The organism is Hydrogenophaga sp., assembly GCF_014773545.1.
Taxonomy (GTDB): domain Bacteria; phylum Pseudomonadota; class Gammaproteobacteria; order Burkholderiales; family Burkholderiaceae_C; genus Hydrogenophaga.
The window spans coordinates 164191-179739 of sequence record NZ_SDDV01000004.1 but is presented as its reverse complement, the minus strand read 5'-3'; the positions used below and the strand labels follow the sequence as shown (position 1 = coordinate 179739).

Sequence of the window (15549 nt, the reverse complement as noted above, 5' to 3'; positions counted from 1 at the left end):
TGAGCCCGGCATCCGTTCGCCCTGAGCCCGGCATCCGTTCGCCCTGAGCCCGGCATCCGTTCGCCCTGAGCCTGTCGAAGGGTGGCGCGTGCGATCTGGACTTCGACAAGCTCAGTCCGAACGGGAGCGGGAGCGGGAGCGGGAATTTCACCGGCAGGCAGGAAGTGAGCATCCGAACGGCCCTGCACATGCAATTCAGCGGTCGACCGCGGCTCGGCTTTCAGACGGCGCGGCCCGCTCAGCTCAACAAGCGCTCGGGGTTGGCGTCTAGCTTGAGCAGCGCGGCGCGTGTGGCGCGCACCGTCAGCGCTTCTTCTTCGCTTGGCAGCAGCAAACCGGCCTGCAAGTAAGCCGCCACGCGCGCGGCCTGAATCAAAAAGCAGCGCCCGTGGCTGCCCGCAAACAGGTAAAGCTGGCTGCGCTTGCTGCGCCAAGCCAACTGCACCTGGTGCAGCGCACCGTTGTGGTCGAGCCCGAACCAGCAACCGATTTGCAACTCCGCCGCCCAGGCCTGCATCGCCGCATTCGGCTGGCTGCCTCCTTGGTGGATCACCTCGATGTTGCTGGCGTCGACGCCGGTGATCATTTCTATGCTGTGCGAATCGAGCTTGAGGTCGCCGTCGCCGCCGGGAGGCAAAAAATCCTCCAGTTGCGCCAGCCGCTGCGCCAGATGGTCCAGGCGCTCTGGCGCCAGCGCTTCGGTGCGCGACATGAAGGCATCAGCCAGCAAGTCGCTGATCGACTTGATGTGCTGATCCTGCACGCCGCTCGACAATCCCAGCAAGCCCATGCCCTGGCGCAGGCGTTGCAACAAGCCCGGCAGCTGCTGAATCACGCGCGCGCGCTCGCTGCGGTTCGGCTTGGCGCTGGCCGCCCACAACAAATCGGTGGCCACGCGCTTGAGTGCATCGGTGTCGGCGTGCTTCTGGCCGTATTTCACACTCGCCAGCGCCAGCACGTCGGCCCAGATTTTGAACAAAAAGTCGCGCAGTTCGTGTCGCACCGGCAAGCCTTCGAGCAACTGGCGCAGCTCGATGGTGTAGCGGATCGCCAGCGTTTCCTTTTCCTCGACCTGCTGCGCCACCCCGACATAGCGGCTGGCGCTGCCTGTTTCGCTCAAAAAAGCGGCGATGAATGTCTGAAACTCGTCGAGCATCAGTTGAAACACCTTGCTCCCGGTTTCCGGATACTGCTCGACCACCTGCACCACGCGCTTGATCTCGGCCTCCAGCGCGGCCGAGCCGACGTTGGATTCAAACCCCAGCACGCAAGAGCCCATGCGATCGATCAGGCGGCGCGCCGGGTGCTGCAAGGCGCTGAAAAACTCCGGCTCGGCCAGCGCCACGCGCAGCACCGGCATTTGCAAACGGGCAAACCACAGCCGCGCGCTGGGCGCTATGCGTTCCTCAGCCAGAATGCTCTGGAACATGAGCGCCACCACCTCGACGGTGGCTTTTTCCGTAGGCGTGGCAGCCGCTTGCTTGAGTTCATTGCTGCGTTGGCGCAAGGCGCTGACAGCGCGTTCGACTTGCAGCGCATCGACGACACCGCCACCACCACCATCGCCGGCGCCGCTCGGCGCACCCCCCGACCGCTCGATGAGTTGCTGCAAGCGGGGCGAAGGCGCCAGCCGCTGCGTGGCTTCAAAATCGCCCCCCACCTGGTCCAGCAGCAGCCGCTTGAGGCGGCCGACCAGACCCTGGGCACGCATGCGCGCACGCGACAGCGGTGAAGCACGGGTCATGAGCCGCGTCTCCTCGTGCACGCCGGCTGCGGACGCTGCTGGCGCGGACGCGCCCCATCCTGCTGAGACGGCGCCGAGACCCGAGCCGGTACTGCGCCCGCCCGTGTCGGGCGCTTGTTCGGCGGCTCGGGCGCCGCGCGCGTCAGGCGCACGTCTGACCAGGGCCTGCAGGTCGATCTCTTTCATGACACCGCTGTCGATCAAGAACGCATTGGCCGCCTTGTAGGCTTGCAGCAGTTTGCCAGCCAACTCAGGCGCCAGCGCGTCCTGCACCAGTTGCCAGGCCTCGCGTGTCAGCGCCAACTGAAACCACTGGTCGACCAGAATGCGGGCCGTCACGTCGGGCAGCAGCACGTCGGCGCACGGCAACTCGGTTCGACCCTCCAAGTGTTGCACCCGCAGCCGCAATTCATTGAGTTCGGTCGACACCAAGTCGAGCACGCGCATGGCCAGGCGCGAAGCCAGAATCTGATCATCCATCGCCCCGACGGCGACCAGTTCGAGCTGATCCGACTGACTCTGCGGCGTGCCAGAGCGGGTAAACCGGGGCAGCAGACTGCGCTGCAGCGCCTTGCGGGTCTGAGCGTCCCAGGCGCTCTGGTGTTTTTGAAAGTCTGCCCAGGCGTCGCGCCGCAACTGCATCTCGCGCGCCGGGCCGACCTGGTCGAGCAGGCCGCTCAGGCGCGCCAGGCAAGACCGGGCCAGATCGGGCACGGCGCGCGCCATCTCCACGACAAAAACCTCGCGCGCCTGCTTGGCCAAACTGGAGACATGCGGATCGGGCAAGGGGGCCATGCGCTCAGTTTGCACGAAACAGGCGCGCCGATCAACTCAACCCACAGCGAGCAGACACTGGCCGCCTACACGACCGCACCGGCGTTCGGATCGTCCGGATCACCCTCTTTTTTGCTGAGCACCGGCACCAGATCTTCGCGCTTGATGCCCAGCCACATCGAAATGCCAGAGGCCACGAACACCGAGGAGTAAATGCCAAACAAAATGCCTATGGTCAGGGCCAGCGCAAAGTGAAACAGCGCCGGTCCGCCAAACAGCAGCATCGAAATCACCATGACCTCGGTCGAGCCGTGAGTGATGATGGTGCGGCTCATGGTCGAGGTGATGGCGTGGTCTATCACCTCGGACGGTGTCATCTTGCGCTGGCGCCGAAAGGTTTCGCGAATGCGGTCGAAGATCACCACCGACTCGTTGACCGAGTAGCCCAGCACCGCCAGCACCGCTGCCAGCACCGCGAGCGAAAACTCCCACTGGAAAAAAGCGAAAAATCCGAGCACGATCACCACATCGTGCAGGTTGGCAATGATGGCGGCAACCGAGAACTTCCACTCGAAGCGAAAAGCCAAGTAAACCATGATGCCGACAATCACCAGCGCGAGCGCCTTCAGACCGTCGAGCACCAGCTCCTGCCCCACCTGCGGGCCGACGAACTCGGTGCGGCGCAGCTCGACCGCCGGATTCTGCGCCTGCAGCGCCGCAAAAACGGCCGCACTTTGCTGCCCCGACGTCTGGCCGGCCTGAATGGGCAGGCGCAACAAAACGTCGCGCGAGGTGCCAAAGTTCTGCACCGGCACGTCGGCATAACCGAGCGTCTGGACCACCTGGCGCACCGCTGCCAAATCGGCCGGCTGCTCGTAGCTGACTTCCATCACCGTGCCACCGGTGAACTCGACCGACAGGTTCAGGCCGCGCGTGACCAGGAAAAAAACCGACAACACGAACAGCAGCGCGGAAAACGCGTTCAGCGCCTTCGCATGCCGCATGAACGGAATGTCGCGTTGGAAGCGAAAGAACTCCATGGTCTGACCCTGTGTTTATTTGGTTTTGCCAGCGAGCGTGGGCTCGGCTTCGGGCCGCCAGACGGTGCCTATCGACAGCGTCTTGAGCTTTTTCTGACGGCCGTACCAGAGGTTGACCAGACCGCGCGAAAACACCACCGACGAGAACATGCTGGTCAGAATGCCGATGCAATGCACCACAGCAAAACCGCGCACCGGGCCGGAGCCAAAAATCAGCAGCGCCACACCGGCAATCAGGCTGGTGACGTTGGAGTCCAGAATCGTGCCCCAGGCGGTTTCGTAGCCGTTCTGGATCGCCGTCTGCGGCGGCAGGCCGCGGCGCAACTCTTCCCGAATGCGTTCATTGATGAGCACGTTGGAGTCGATCGCCATGCCCAGTGCCAGCGCCATCGCCGCCATGCCGGGCAGGGTGAGCGTGGCCTGCAGCATGGACAGCACCGACACCAGCAGCACGACGTTGAACGCCAGGGCGATGCTGGAGAAGACGCCGAACAGCGCGTAGTAAGCCGACATGAACAGCACGATCAGCAAAAAGCCCCAGAGCACGCTGTTGAAGCCGCGCTCGATGTTTTCCACCCCCAGACTCGGGCCTATGGTGCGTTCTTCGATGATCTCCATCGGCGCGGCCAGCGAACCGGCGCGCAGCAGCAGCGCGGTGTTGCTGGCCTCCATGGTGGTCATGGCGCCCGAGATCTGTACCCGGCCGCCGCCGATTTCGGTGCGGATCACCGGCGCCGTGACCACTTCGCCGCGGCCTTTCTCGAACAAGATGATGGCCATGCGCTTGCCGACGTTGGCGCGCGTGACGTCGCGGAAAATGCGCGCGCCCTTGGCGTCGAGCGTCAGGTGCACCGCAGCTTCTTGCGTCTGGCTGTCAAAACCGGCCTGGGCGTCGGTCAGGTTCTCGCCCGTCAGCAGCACCTCGCGCTGCACAATCACCGCCCGCCCTTCGCTATCGAGGAAGCGGTCGGAGCCAAACGGCACCGGCCCGGTGCCGCGTTCGGCCGCCAGACCGGCGCTGCTCTCGTCGAGCAGGCGCACCTCCAGCGTGGCGGTGCGGCCCAGAATTTCTTTCGCGCGCGCCGTGTCTTGCACGCCCGGCAGTTGCACCACGATGCGGTCCACGCCTTGCTGCTGAATCACCGGCTCGGCCACGCCGAGTTCGTTGATGCGGTTGTGCAGCGTGGTTTTGTTCTGCTGCAAGGCCAGCGTCTGCACGCGGCGCGCTGCCTCGGGCGTGACACGCGCTTGCAGCCTGAAACCGGTGCCGTCGGGCGTCTGGCTGGTCTGCAGGTCGGGGAATTGCTGTTCGATCAGGCTGCGCATCGCCGCCAGCGTGGGCGCGTCGCGCGCGCGCAGCTCCAGCGTGTCGCCGCTGCGGCTGACGCCGCCGTGGCGTATGTCTGCCTCGCGCAAAGCCACGCGCAGCTCGCCGGCCAGCACCTCGGCGCGGCGCTCCAGCGCAGCCGGCATGTCAACTTGCAACAGAAAATGCACGCCACCGCGCAAATCCAGACCCAGGTACATCGGCGCGGCACCCAGGCGCGCCAGCCAATCCGGCGTATTGGGCAGCAGGCTCAGCGCCACCACGTGGCCGGGGTCGGCCGGGTCGGTGTTGAGCGCACGTTCGATCGCGTCGCGCGCCTTGATCTGGTCGTCGGTACTGACAAAGCGCGCCCGCAAGGAGTTGTCTTGCAGTTCGATGGTGCTGGCGCTGAGCTGTTGTGCCGCCAGCGCCTGCTCCACCCGCATGACGGTGCCGGTGTCGAGCACCACCGACGCCCTGATCGACGAGACCTGCACCGCCGGCGACTCGCCATACAGATTGGGCAAGGCGTAGAGGGCACCGATCAACAGCGCGACGACCAGCATCGCGTACTTCCACAACGGGTAACGGTTCATGTTCAGCGACCTCGAACGCCAAGAAACTCAAGCTTGCTCAAAAACACCGCCCCACCCGACGGCTGCACACCAGCACCGCATATGCGCTCAAACGAAGCGCATTCAAGAGCGCCTTTTGCGCAGCAAGCAAGTTATTTGATGGTGCCTCTGGGCAAAACCTGAACCACTGCGGTGCGTTGCATCTGGACCTCAACGCCGTCGGCAAGTTCCACACCGATGTAGGTGTCGCCGATCTTGGAGACCTTGACCAAGATGCCGCCGGCCGTCACCACCTCGTCGCCCTTGGAGAGCGCGGCCACCATCAACTTGTGCTCTTTTTGCCGCTTCATCTGCGGCCGGATCATGACGAAATAAAGCACCACGAACATCAGCACCAGTGGCAGCAAACCCAACAAGGTGGACTGGGTGTCGCCGCCAGCAGCGGCCTGGGCATAAGCGGGGGAAATAAACACGAAAAACCTCCAGCAGGTTCAAGAACGAGAGAACCGCACATTGTACGTTGCCTGGCCGTCGCTTCAAGGGCTGGTCGGCGCGCGCTGGCGCCACTGTGCCAACAGCGCCGTCCAGCGGCTGCGCGCGGCCTGCAGATGGCGCTCTTTGACGTGGCCAAAACCCCTGATGTGCTCTGGAAGGCGGGCCATCTCCAGCGCCAGCGCGTGCGTCTCGGCGTCCAGACCGCGCAGCAATTCCTCGATGCAGTCACGGTAGGCACCAATCAGGGCACGTTCTTGTCGGCGCTCGGTGCTGCGCCCAAACACGTCAAAGAAGCCGCCGCGCAAACCCTTGAGGCGCGCCAGCCAGCGCAGCATGACAAACACAGCCGGACCAAAGGGGCGCTTGATCAGCTCGCCGCGTTCGTTCTTGCGCGCCAGCCAGGGCGGCGCCAGGTGCAGCTTGAGCTTGAAATCGCCTTCGAACTCGGCCGCGATGCGGGCATGAAAGGCCGGGTCGCTGTGCAGCCGCGCCACCTCGTATTCGTCCTTGTAGGCCATGAGCTGGAACAAGCAGCGCAGCACCGCCTCGGTCAGGCTGGCGCGCCCCAGCCGCTGCTCGGCCGCGCGCACGTGCTCGACGAAGTGCCGGTACTCGGCCGCGTAGGCGGCGTTTTGGTATTCGGTGAGAAAGCGCACCCGGCGCGCTATCATGTCGTCGATGGTTTCTCGTTTGTCGAAACGAATCACTTGCTCGGCCGCACCGGTGTGCTGCAGCAGCGCTTGCAGCGCCAGCGGCTGGTGGGCGGCGCGGCGGCCCCATTCAAAAGCGGCCTTGTTCTTCTCGACCTGCACCGCGTTGAGTTCGATGGCGCGCAGCAGCGCATCCAGCCCGAGCGGCACCCAGCCGCGCTGCCAAGCGTAACCCAGCAACAAGGGGTTGGTGTAGATGCTGTCGCCCAGCAGTTGGGTGGCGGCGGCGGTGGCATCGAACACGCCCACCGCCTCGTCACCCAGATGCCTGGCAAGCGCTCGCACGCAGTCCTGGGCCGGGTTTTGCCAGTCCGGGTTGTGCACGAACGCCGCCGTGGGCGCGGCGCCGAGGTTGAGCGCCACCCGGCTGCGCCCGGCGCGCAGGCGGGACCAGGTTTCTTGCTGGGCGGCGACGATCGGATCGCAGCCGAGCACCAGATCGGCCGCTGCAGCAGCCACCCGCGTGGTGCGAATGGCGTCTTGCTCGGCGGCGATCAGCACATGGCTCCAGGTGGCTCCGCCCTTTTGCGCCAGACCCGCTGCGTCTTGCGTGACGATGCCCTTGCCCTCGATGTGGGCTGCCATGCCCAGCAACTGCCCGATGGTGATGACTCCGGTGCCGCCGACGCCGGCGACGACGATGCCCCAGACTTCGTTGCCCAGCACCGGCAGCACCGGCTCGGGCAAGGCGCCGCCGCTCCAGGCGATCTGGCCAGCCGGCTGGCGTTTCCTGCGCAACTGGCCGCCTTCGACCGTGACGAAGCTCGGGCAAAACCCCTGCACACAGGAGTAGTCCTTGTTGCAAGTGCTTTGGTTGATTTTGCGCTTGCGGCCGAACGCGGTCTCCAGCGGTTCGACCGACAGGCAGTTGGACTGCACGCCACAATCGCCGCAGCCCTCGCACACCGCCTCGTTGATCAGCACGTGCCGGGCCGGCTCCGGCAGCGCACCGCGCTTGCGGCGGCGGCGTTTTTCCGTTGCGCAGGTCTGGTCGTAAATGATGACCGTGGTGCCCTGGATGGCCCGGAACTCGCGCTGCACCGCGTCCAGCCGGTCGCGGTGCAGGACGGCAACGCCGGCCGGCAGGCCGCTGGCGCCGGCGTACTTGTCCGGCTCGTCGGTGACGATGGTGATTTTCGCCGCCCCTTCGGCGCGCAGGCTGTGCGCGATTTGCTGCACACTGTGGCCTTCGGGTCGTTCGCCGAGCTGCTGGCCGCCGGTCATGGCGACCGCGTCGTTGTACAAAATCTTGTAGGTGATGTTGACGCCGGCGACGATGCTCTGGCGCAGCGCCAGCAAACCGCTGTGAAAGTAGGTGCCGTCGCCCAGGTTGGCGAACATGTGCTGTTCGCGGCTGAACGGCTGCTGCCCGACCCAGGGCACGCCCTCGCCGCCCATCTGGGTAAAGCCCACGGTGGCGCGGTCCATCCAGATCGCCATGTAATGGCAGCCGATGCCGGCCATGGCGCGCGAGCCCTCGGGCACGCGGGTGCTGGTGTTGTGCGGGCAGCCGGAGCAAAACCAGGGCTGGCGCTCGGCACCGGCGGCGCGCTCGCTCAGCAAGGTCTGCATCGAGCGCTCCTGCGCATCCAGAATGGCAAGCTGCGCGTCGATGCGCGCCTGCACATCGGCCGGCAGGCCCGCCTTGCGCAAGCGGCTGGCGATGGCACGCGCGATGAGGGCGGGCGAGAGGTCGGCGTTGGCGCGCAGCAAGGTGCGGGCGCTGGGGTTGGGCACGCTCCACTCGCCGCCGCTGCAGTCGCCTTCCATCTCGTCGAACTTGCCCAGCACGTTGGGCCGCACGTCGGCGCGCCAGTTGTACAGCTCCTCTTTCAACTGATATTCGATCACCTGGCGCTTTTCCTCCACCACCAGGATTTCACGCAAGCCGGTGGCGAACGCGCGCGTGGTCTGCGCCTCCAGCGGCCAGACCACCGCCACCTTGTGCAGGCGCAGCCCAATGCGGCCACAGGTGGCGTCGTCCAGCCCGAGGTCGAGCAAGGCCTGGCGCGTGTCGTTGAACGCCTTGCCGCTGGCGATGATGCCGAAGCGGTCTTGCGGCCCGGCGATGACGTTGTGGTTGAGCCGGTTGGCGCGCACATAGGCCAGCGCGGCGTACCACTTGAAATCAAACAGCCGCGCCTCTTGCTCGAGCGCGGCGTCGGGCCAGCGAATGTGCAGGCCGCCGGCAGGCAACTCGAAGTCGGGGCTGACGATCTGCACCCGCTGCGGATCGATCAGCACGCTGGCGCTGGATTCGACGATCTCCTGAATCGTTTTCATGCCGGCCCAGACGCCGCAAAAGCGGCTCATGGCGATGGCGTGTGCGCCCAGGTCCAGAATGTCTTGCACCGAGGCCGGAAAAAACACCGGCAGGCCGCAGGCCTTGAAGATGTGATCGCTTTGATGCGCCGCGGTCGAGCTCTTGGCCACGTGGTCGTCGCCCGCGACCGCGATCACGCCGCCCCAGGCGGTGGTGCCGGCCATATTGGCGTGCTTGAAGACGTCGGCGCAACGGTCCACGCCCGGCCCCTTGCCGTACCAGATGCCAAAGACGCCGTCAAACTTGTTGCTGCCCGGCGGCGCAAAGCCCAGTTGCTGGGTGCCCCAGAGCGCGGTGGCGGCCAATTCTTCGTTGACACCGGGCTGAAAAACGATGTTTTGCGCCTGCAAGAAAGGCGCGGCCTGTTGCAAGGCCAGGTCATAGCCGCCCAGCGGCGAACCGCGGTAACCGCTGATGAAACCGGCGGTGTTCTTGCCCTGCAGGGCGTCGCGCTGGCGCTGCAGCATCGGCAAGCGAACCAGCGCCTGCACGCCGCTCATGAAGGCGCGGCCGTGCTCGAGCCGGTATTTATCGTCCAGCGTGACCGCTTCCAGGGCGCGTCGGACGTGTTGCGGCAACGGGGCGTTCATTGTTTGTCTCCATGTGTGTTCATCCGCCTCGTGAGCGGTGCGCAATGGCGGCGTGGCCGGGTGGGCCACTGCCGATGCCAGTGTGCCACAGCGGCTCCGACTTGCATCTGCGCCGGCTTGGTGACCCTCGATCGCCGTCGGCACCGGCTGCAGGCCGACCCTGCTGCGCTGACCCGGTCGGATGAACGAAGCGGCAAAACCGGCCGAAACTTGAGGTCAACCCGCAACCTCCTGTCGCCCAGTCGATACCGCTCGGAAGACAAAGCGCTCAAATCGTACGAATTTGTCAATTTGCACCCACATCCGACTTGCCAGCCGAACGGGTTTTCCCTAGCATGGGGCCCTATCAAGGCGGCGCTCGTGTTTTGGATGGGCGTCGGCTGCGTTCGTTTTTCGGCCTCACTCCAAAGATCATCATGAAAAAATCGCTCATTCTCAAGTCGACCCTGATCGCCGCACTCGCGGCTCCGATGCTGGTCAGCGCCGAGTCGCAGTTGGTGGTCGGCGCCGGCAGCGCCACGGCCAGGCTCGACTTTCGCATCATCATTCCGCGCGTGCTGTTCCTGGGCGTGGGCACCGGCGCTGCAACGCTAGGCAACAACGCCACCATCGACATGGTGACCTTCGACTACAGCACCAACCCGGCGGCGCTGGGAACCGGCGCGGCTGCGGCCGTCATCACCGGCAACGTGGTGCCGGTGCGGGTGCTGGGCAACAACGGCCAAATCACGCTGAGCGCCTCTACCACCGGCGCCCTGGTCAACGTCGACACGCCGGCCTACACCATTCCCTGGTCTGAGATCAGCGCCACCAGCAGCCTGGCGCAGTTGCCCAGTCCGGTCATTCCGCTGACCGGGCCGGGCGCCGCCAGCAACGTCGTTCTGTCGTCGGGCACCAGAATCACCGACCGCAGCGCCAACTGGACCTTTGCTTTTGCCAACACGGCCCTGCTCCCGCCTGGCATCTACGGCGCGACCGCGGCCAACAACGGCCGCATCACCTACACCGCCGCCATGCCCTGAACCCGGTTGGGTGCCGAACGCTTGATGCTTCACCGGGCCCAGGCCACAGGATGCACCTGCTTCGACGCCGCTGGCTGGGCGAGCCGGACCGTCAAAGCGCGCCCCTCCCCCCGCGGCGGCGCGAAAGTCGCTCCAGCGCCAGCCGCCCGGCGCCCAACCCTCGTGCACCGCAACACCATGCGCGCTCCCAACCGCGTAAAGGCCCCTCGGCGCTTGTTGCCAACGCGCAGCGTCGCCGTGCTGCTGTTGTGCGGCGCGCAGCTCGGCGCCGCCTGGGCCTGGTCGATCGAGGTAAGCCCCGCGCCGCGCCGCGTTTTTCTGCACGTGGGCAACGGCAGCGCCTGGGCCAACAACCCCAGCATCAACCTGGTGCAGGTGAGCGTGAGCGCTGCGCAACTGCTCAGCGGCGCGGCCCTGCCCATGACCGGCAACAGCACGCAGGCCACCAGCTTGCTCGACAACTGGCTCACTTGCCCGACGCCAGCCAGCCAGGTGTTGATCGGCGCCTCGTACCGGCGCAGCAACCGCGGCGATGGACCGGCCAGCGCCACGCTGAGCGTGAACTCGCCGGCCTACCTGAGCACCCCGGGCGGCGACACGATACCGTTCTCGCAAATCAGTTGGACCGTTGCAGCGCCCGGCAGCCCGCGTCCCGACGTGATTCGGGCCGGGACCTTCAGCGGCGCCAGCCAGACCCTGGCCACGGTGCCGGCCAACCGGTATATTGAAAACTGCCACAGCTTTTTCTTTGCCAACAGCGCGCTGCGCGCCGCCGGCACTTATGGCGGCCGGGTCACCTACACCTTGAGCAGTCCATGAGTGCCGCTCAACCCGTGGGCACGGGCTGGCAGTTAAGGCAGGCGGGCTGCGGGCTCGCTTTGCTGCTGAGCGCCGCCCTGGCCCTGGCCAACCCGCACCGGCTCGACGACTCGCTCACCCACACCGTGCCGCCCCAGGTGCAGATGCAGTGGCGCAGCGCGGCCCACGGCGCGCCGCAAGCCGGCATGGAAGCCTGGCTGCACGTGAACGTGCACATCGACACGCGCGACTGGATCGGGCGCAGCGCTCGCATCTACCTGGTGCTGGCGCGTGACCAGCCCCTCTCCAGCATGGAGGCGGTCTGGACCACGCAGGGTCGTCTGCTGGCCGGGCGGCTGGTGGCGGGCGAACGCGCCCTGGTGTTTGCCGGCCCCATCACCAGCGCCGCGCTGCAAGACCAGTTGCAGTTGCGCCTGCGCTCCGAGGCCGATTGGCAAAGCCCGTCGCGGCGGCTGGATTTTCACTTTGAACTCGACGCCGATTAAAGCCCCGTCCATGGTCACTTTGAGCTTTCGCCGCACGTCCGCAGTGGCATCCGGCTGCATGGTTTGCCTGGGCCTGCTGCTGACGACTGGGTTCGCCGCGCTGGCACAGGCGCAGGGTTTTGGCGCCTTCATCACCCCGCCGCGCTTCGAGCTCGTGCTCAACGCCGGTCAGACCTCGCGCCAGGTGATGGAAATTCAGCACGTAGGCGCGCAAAGCGGACGTTTTCGCATCTACAGCAACGACTGGCGCTTCAATGACGACGAGTCGATCCATTTTCAGGACGAACTCGCCGCCGACAGTTGCCGCCCCTGGGTGGCGCTGGAGCGACGCGAGCTCAGCATCGCGCCCGGCGAGCGCTTTCGCTTTCGCTTCGAGATCACGGTGCCGCCTGGCACGCCGGCGCGTGAATGCCGCTTTGCCCTGATGGTCGAAGGCATGGAGCCGGTGCAGGTGCAGGGCGCGATCAGCTTTCCAGTGGGCGGACGCATCGCCGTCATCGTCTACGCGGCCATTGGCGGCGCCGAACCCAAGCTGAGCCTCAGCGCCAGCCGGGTGCAACTGGTCAACGGCCAGCCCGGCGCCGTGCTGGAGGTGCACAACAGCGGCAACGCACACGGCCGACTGGCCGGCTTCGTCAACGGCACCGACGCAAGCGGAGCCCGTTTTGAACTGGCCCCGGCCGACGCCCCGATTCTGCCCGGCCAAACGCGCCACATTGCCCTGCTGCCGTTGACGCAGGAAGGCCAGCCGACGGCCGAAATCCGGTTTCCACTGACGGTCAAAGGCCACCTGGAATGGGGCCGCCAGCGCCTGCCGCTCGACCTGACTTTCACGCCGTGAGGGCGCCGCGCCGCGGGTCGGGCGGCCTGCCGCTGCTCGCCCTCGCCCTCACGCTCGTTCAAGCGCCTGGCGTCTGGGCCCAGGCCGCCGCCGTGGCTGCCGATGCGGCGCCAGGCAGCGCCGCTGCAGCCTTCGAAGACCGCCTGATCGAAGGTTTGCCGCCCGAACCCGATCCGCAACTCGGGCCGGCGTTCGACCGCAGCGGCATGCCGCGCTTTTTGCGGCTGGAAACCCGGCTCGGCACGCAGCCGTTTGAACAGCGTCCGCGCGCCGGCGTCAGTTACGCCGTCTACGGCCTGCTGGAGACGCCCAACCACGGCAGCCTGTCGATCGATGGCCGCTACGCGCCGGACTTGCGCGACGGCACCCTCACGCTGCGCCAGCTCGGTCTGCCGCTGGCCGGCGGCTGGCGGGCGGACCATGCCATCGGCATCGTCCACCCGCCCAGCCCCGGCATCACGCGCCTGCCGACGCGCGTGCAACTGCCGACGACGGTCTTGCAAGGGCTCAGCGGCGAATGGGAAAACCTTGCCAGCGGCTGGCAATTGCAAGCCAGCAGCGGGCAGCCCGGGCGGCTCGAAGGCAGCCACGCCAGCGGCTGGCGGGCTGGGGCGGGCCGGCGCAGCGCGCTGGCGCTGCAGTGGCAACTGGGGCGCAGCACGGCCGCCGTTGCAGGCCCAGAACATCGGGGCTGGACGCTGGCGCTCAAGCACGAGGCCGCGCGCGGCGTAGCGGCGCTGGAGCAACCCGCGCTCGCGCGTGATCTCATCGACGCGGACTCGACCCTGATCGCCTTGCGGCACGAAACCCAGGACCAGCGCGTGCAGGGCCAGTTCGTGCGTACCCGAGCCGGCGACGTCGACGCCACACGCAGCGGCTTTTGGATCGACGCCGAATGGGACGCCGGAGCACGCCGGCACGGCCTGGGCCTGTACCGCCTGCAGCCGCAACTGAGCTGGGCCCAGAACCCCATGGTCAGCAATGTGATGGGCGCCTACGCGAGAACCCGCTGGCGCAGCCGCCAATGGTCGGCCGAAGCGTCGCTGGACTGGTTTCGCAGCCTGGACGCCCGCGCCAGCGCCGGCCTCTACGCCAGCACCCAGGCACGCTGGCGCCTGGACCGCCACAGCAGCCTGGGCGCCGGTTTTGCCCTGCGCCACTCCGAGCGCGACGCCTGGACCGGTTTTGGCGACTGGCGCTGGCGCAACGCCTGGGGCAACAGCGGCCTGCGACTCGAACTTACAGGCGGCGCGCAGCAGCGGGCCTCCCAGTTGCTGAGCTACGACCAGGAATGGCAGTTGCCCCAGGGCTTTGCACTTTCCAGCAGTCTGGGCCTGGGCCGCTACGAGGCATCCCGCGCCAGCGGCGAGCCGGCGCAGCATCTGTGGTCACTGGCGCTGTCGTTTACCGCCCCGCTCACCAGCCGCTCCGATTTGCGCGGCCACCTCAACACCGAGCACGACAACACCGGCAAGCGCCGCCACGGTCTGAACCTGGGGGCCAACTGGCGCATCGCTTCGCGCTGGAGCCTGGAAGGCACCCTCAACCACAGCAGCGGACGCAGCCGCGTGCGCACCCCGCTCGACCCGCTGGCACCCCCGCTGCCCGAACTCCCCCGCATTGCCGAGCGTTCGTTTCAAGTCATGCTGCGCTACCAGTTCCAGGCCGGCAGCCGCAGCGCCCCGCTGGGCGGCTTGCCGCTGGACGGTGGCGGCCGCATTCTGGGAACGGTGTATTTCGATGCCAACCGCAGCGGCACCCAGGAAGCCGGCGAAGCCGGCGTGCCCGACGTGCTGGTGTTGTTGGACAATCGCTTCACGGTTCGCACCGACGCCCAGGGCCGGTTCGAGTTTCCCTTCGTCGCCGCCGGACCCCGCCGCCTGACGGTGCGCAACGACACCCTGCCGCTGCCCTGGAACGTGGCAGACGATGGGCAGGCGCAGGTCGAGGTTTGGCTGCGTGGCACCAGCCAGATCAGCTTTGCGGTGCAGCGCAGCGACTGAGAATACAGACCCTGCCGATGCCAGAGCTGAAGAAGGTCTGCGCCATCTCGGGCTCACAGGCCTGAGCTTGTCGAAGGGCCTGCACTTGCGCTTCCTCCCCAGGCCACCGCTGTGTGAACCCTTCGACAAGCTCAGGGTGAACGGCTGGGTGGGCTCGCCACGCCAGAAACCACCACGCCAGAGACTGTCGCGCCAGAAAACGCCACACCAGAAGCCGTTCGCCCTGAGCTTGTCGAAGGGCCTGAAATGAAAAGCCCACAGCCTCTGGGCCGCTGGCCACAACCGCCGGTCAGCAAGCGGCTCAAGTGGCGCTGGGCCACACCGATGAAGCCGGTATGCCCAGGCGCCTGCGTTCCTCGCTTTGTTTGCTGGCCGCCTTGTGCCTGCTGCTGAACCCGGCCAGCGGGATCGGCGACAGCCGACTGGCGGCGCCGGGCCACAGCGCGCGTGCGGCGCTCGACTTTCGCATCATCATCCCCCCCATGATCGAACTGCTGGAAAACAGCCATCCGGGTCGAATCGACGTCAACGGCGCCGCTGTGCTGAGCGCCTGGCAGCAACTGACGGTGGCGTCGAACATGAAGCGTGGCTTTTGCCTGCACCTGAGCCTGAGCGCAGCCGAGGTGAGCGGCTGGCGGCTGCAATCGACGCCGGGCAACGGCATCACGATCACTCCGCTAGGCCAGGGCTATCGCCTGTGCAGCAGCCGCCCGGGCCGCTACACGCTGCGGCTGCTGCACCAGTTTGACATCACCGCGACCAACGGGGGGCCAGCGAGCCTGCGCTGGCCGGTGCAAACCGACCTGGTGGCACTGTGAGCCG

General features: G+C 66.6%; 11 protein-coding genes. 6 read left to right on the top strand and 5 right to left on the bottom strand.

From position 1 onward, the window contains the following. Window positions 1–238: 238 nt before the first annotated feature. The 5 genes from EST26_RS04630 to EST26_RS04610 form a co-directional block, all read right to left on the bottom strand. Window positions 239–2539, bottom strand: a complete 2301-nt coding sequence (locus tag EST26_RS04630) for a DUF1631 family protein (protein WP_291065711.1) — start codon at window positions 2537–2539, stop codon at window positions 239–241. A gap of 65 nt (window positions 2540–2604) precedes the next feature. Continuing rightward, a complete protein-coding gene (gene secF / locus EST26_RS04625; RefSeq protein ID WP_291065710.1) occupies window positions 2605–3558 on the bottom strand; it encodes a protein translocase subunit SecF in 954 nt (317 codons plus the stop codon). Window positions 3559–3573: 15 nt separating this feature from the next. Further along, window positions 3574–5460, bottom strand: coding sequence for a protein translocase subunit SecD (gene secD / locus EST26_RS04620; RefSeq protein WP_291065709.1), 1887 nt, complete (start codon window positions 5458–5460; stop codon window positions 3574–3576). A gap of 131 nt (window positions 5461–5591) precedes the next feature. Then, entirely contained in the window at window positions 5592–5912 is a 321-nt protein-coding gene (yajC, locus tag EST26_RS04615) for a preprotein translocase subunit YajC (protein ID WP_291065708.1), read from the bottom strand. 63 nt (window positions 5913–5975) lie between these two features. Next, complete coding sequence (locus EST26_RS04610; protein ID WP_291065707.1) at window positions 5976–9557, bottom strand: indolepyruvate ferredoxin oxidoreductase family protein; 3582 nt, start codon at window positions 9555–9557, stop codon at window positions 5976–5978. Between the two features lie 416 nt (window positions 9558–9973). On the opposite strand from EST26_RS04610, the gene EST26_RS04605 reads away from it, so the two are divergent. From EST26_RS04605 to EST26_RS04580, 6 genes are all read left to right on the top strand, one after another. Beyond that, on the top strand, window positions 9974–10579 hold the full coding sequence (locus tag EST26_RS04605) for a hypothetical protein (RefSeq protein ID WP_291065706.1): 606 nt from the start codon (window positions 9974–9976) through the stop codon (window positions 10577–10579). A 177-nt stretch (window positions 10580–10756) separates the two neighbouring features. Further along, entirely contained in the window at window positions 10757–11398 is a 642-nt protein-coding gene (locus tag EST26_RS04600; protein WP_291065705.1) for a hypothetical protein, read from the top strand. Next, the gene (locus tag EST26_RS04595) at window positions 11395–11883 is read left to right on the top strand and encodes a hypothetical protein (protein WP_291065704.1); all 489 of its coding nucleotides are present in this window, start codon (window positions 11395–11397) and stop codon (window positions 11881–11883) included. Before EST26_RS04600 ends, EST26_RS04595 begins: the two co-directional genes overlap by 4 nt. A 10-nt stretch (window positions 11884–11893) precedes the next feature. Continuing rightward, on the top strand, window positions 11894–12724 hold the full coding sequence (locus EST26_RS04590; protein WP_291065703.1) for a hypothetical protein: 831 nt from the start codon (window positions 11894–11896) through the stop codon (window positions 12722–12724). Further along, window positions 12721–14727, top strand: a complete 2007-nt coding sequence (locus EST26_RS04585) for a hypothetical protein (protein WP_291065702.1) — start codon at window positions 12721–12723, stop codon at window positions 14725–14727. Before EST26_RS04590 ends, EST26_RS04585 begins: the two co-directional genes overlap by 4 nt. Window positions 14728–15062: 335 nt before the next feature. Beyond that, window positions 15063–15545 (top strand): hypothetical protein, encoded by a 483-nt coding sequence (locus tag EST26_RS04580; RefSeq protein WP_291065701.1) that lies wholly within the window; start codon window positions 15063–15065, stop codon window positions 15543–15545. The last annotated feature ends 4 nt before the right edge of the window (window positions 15546–15549 follow it).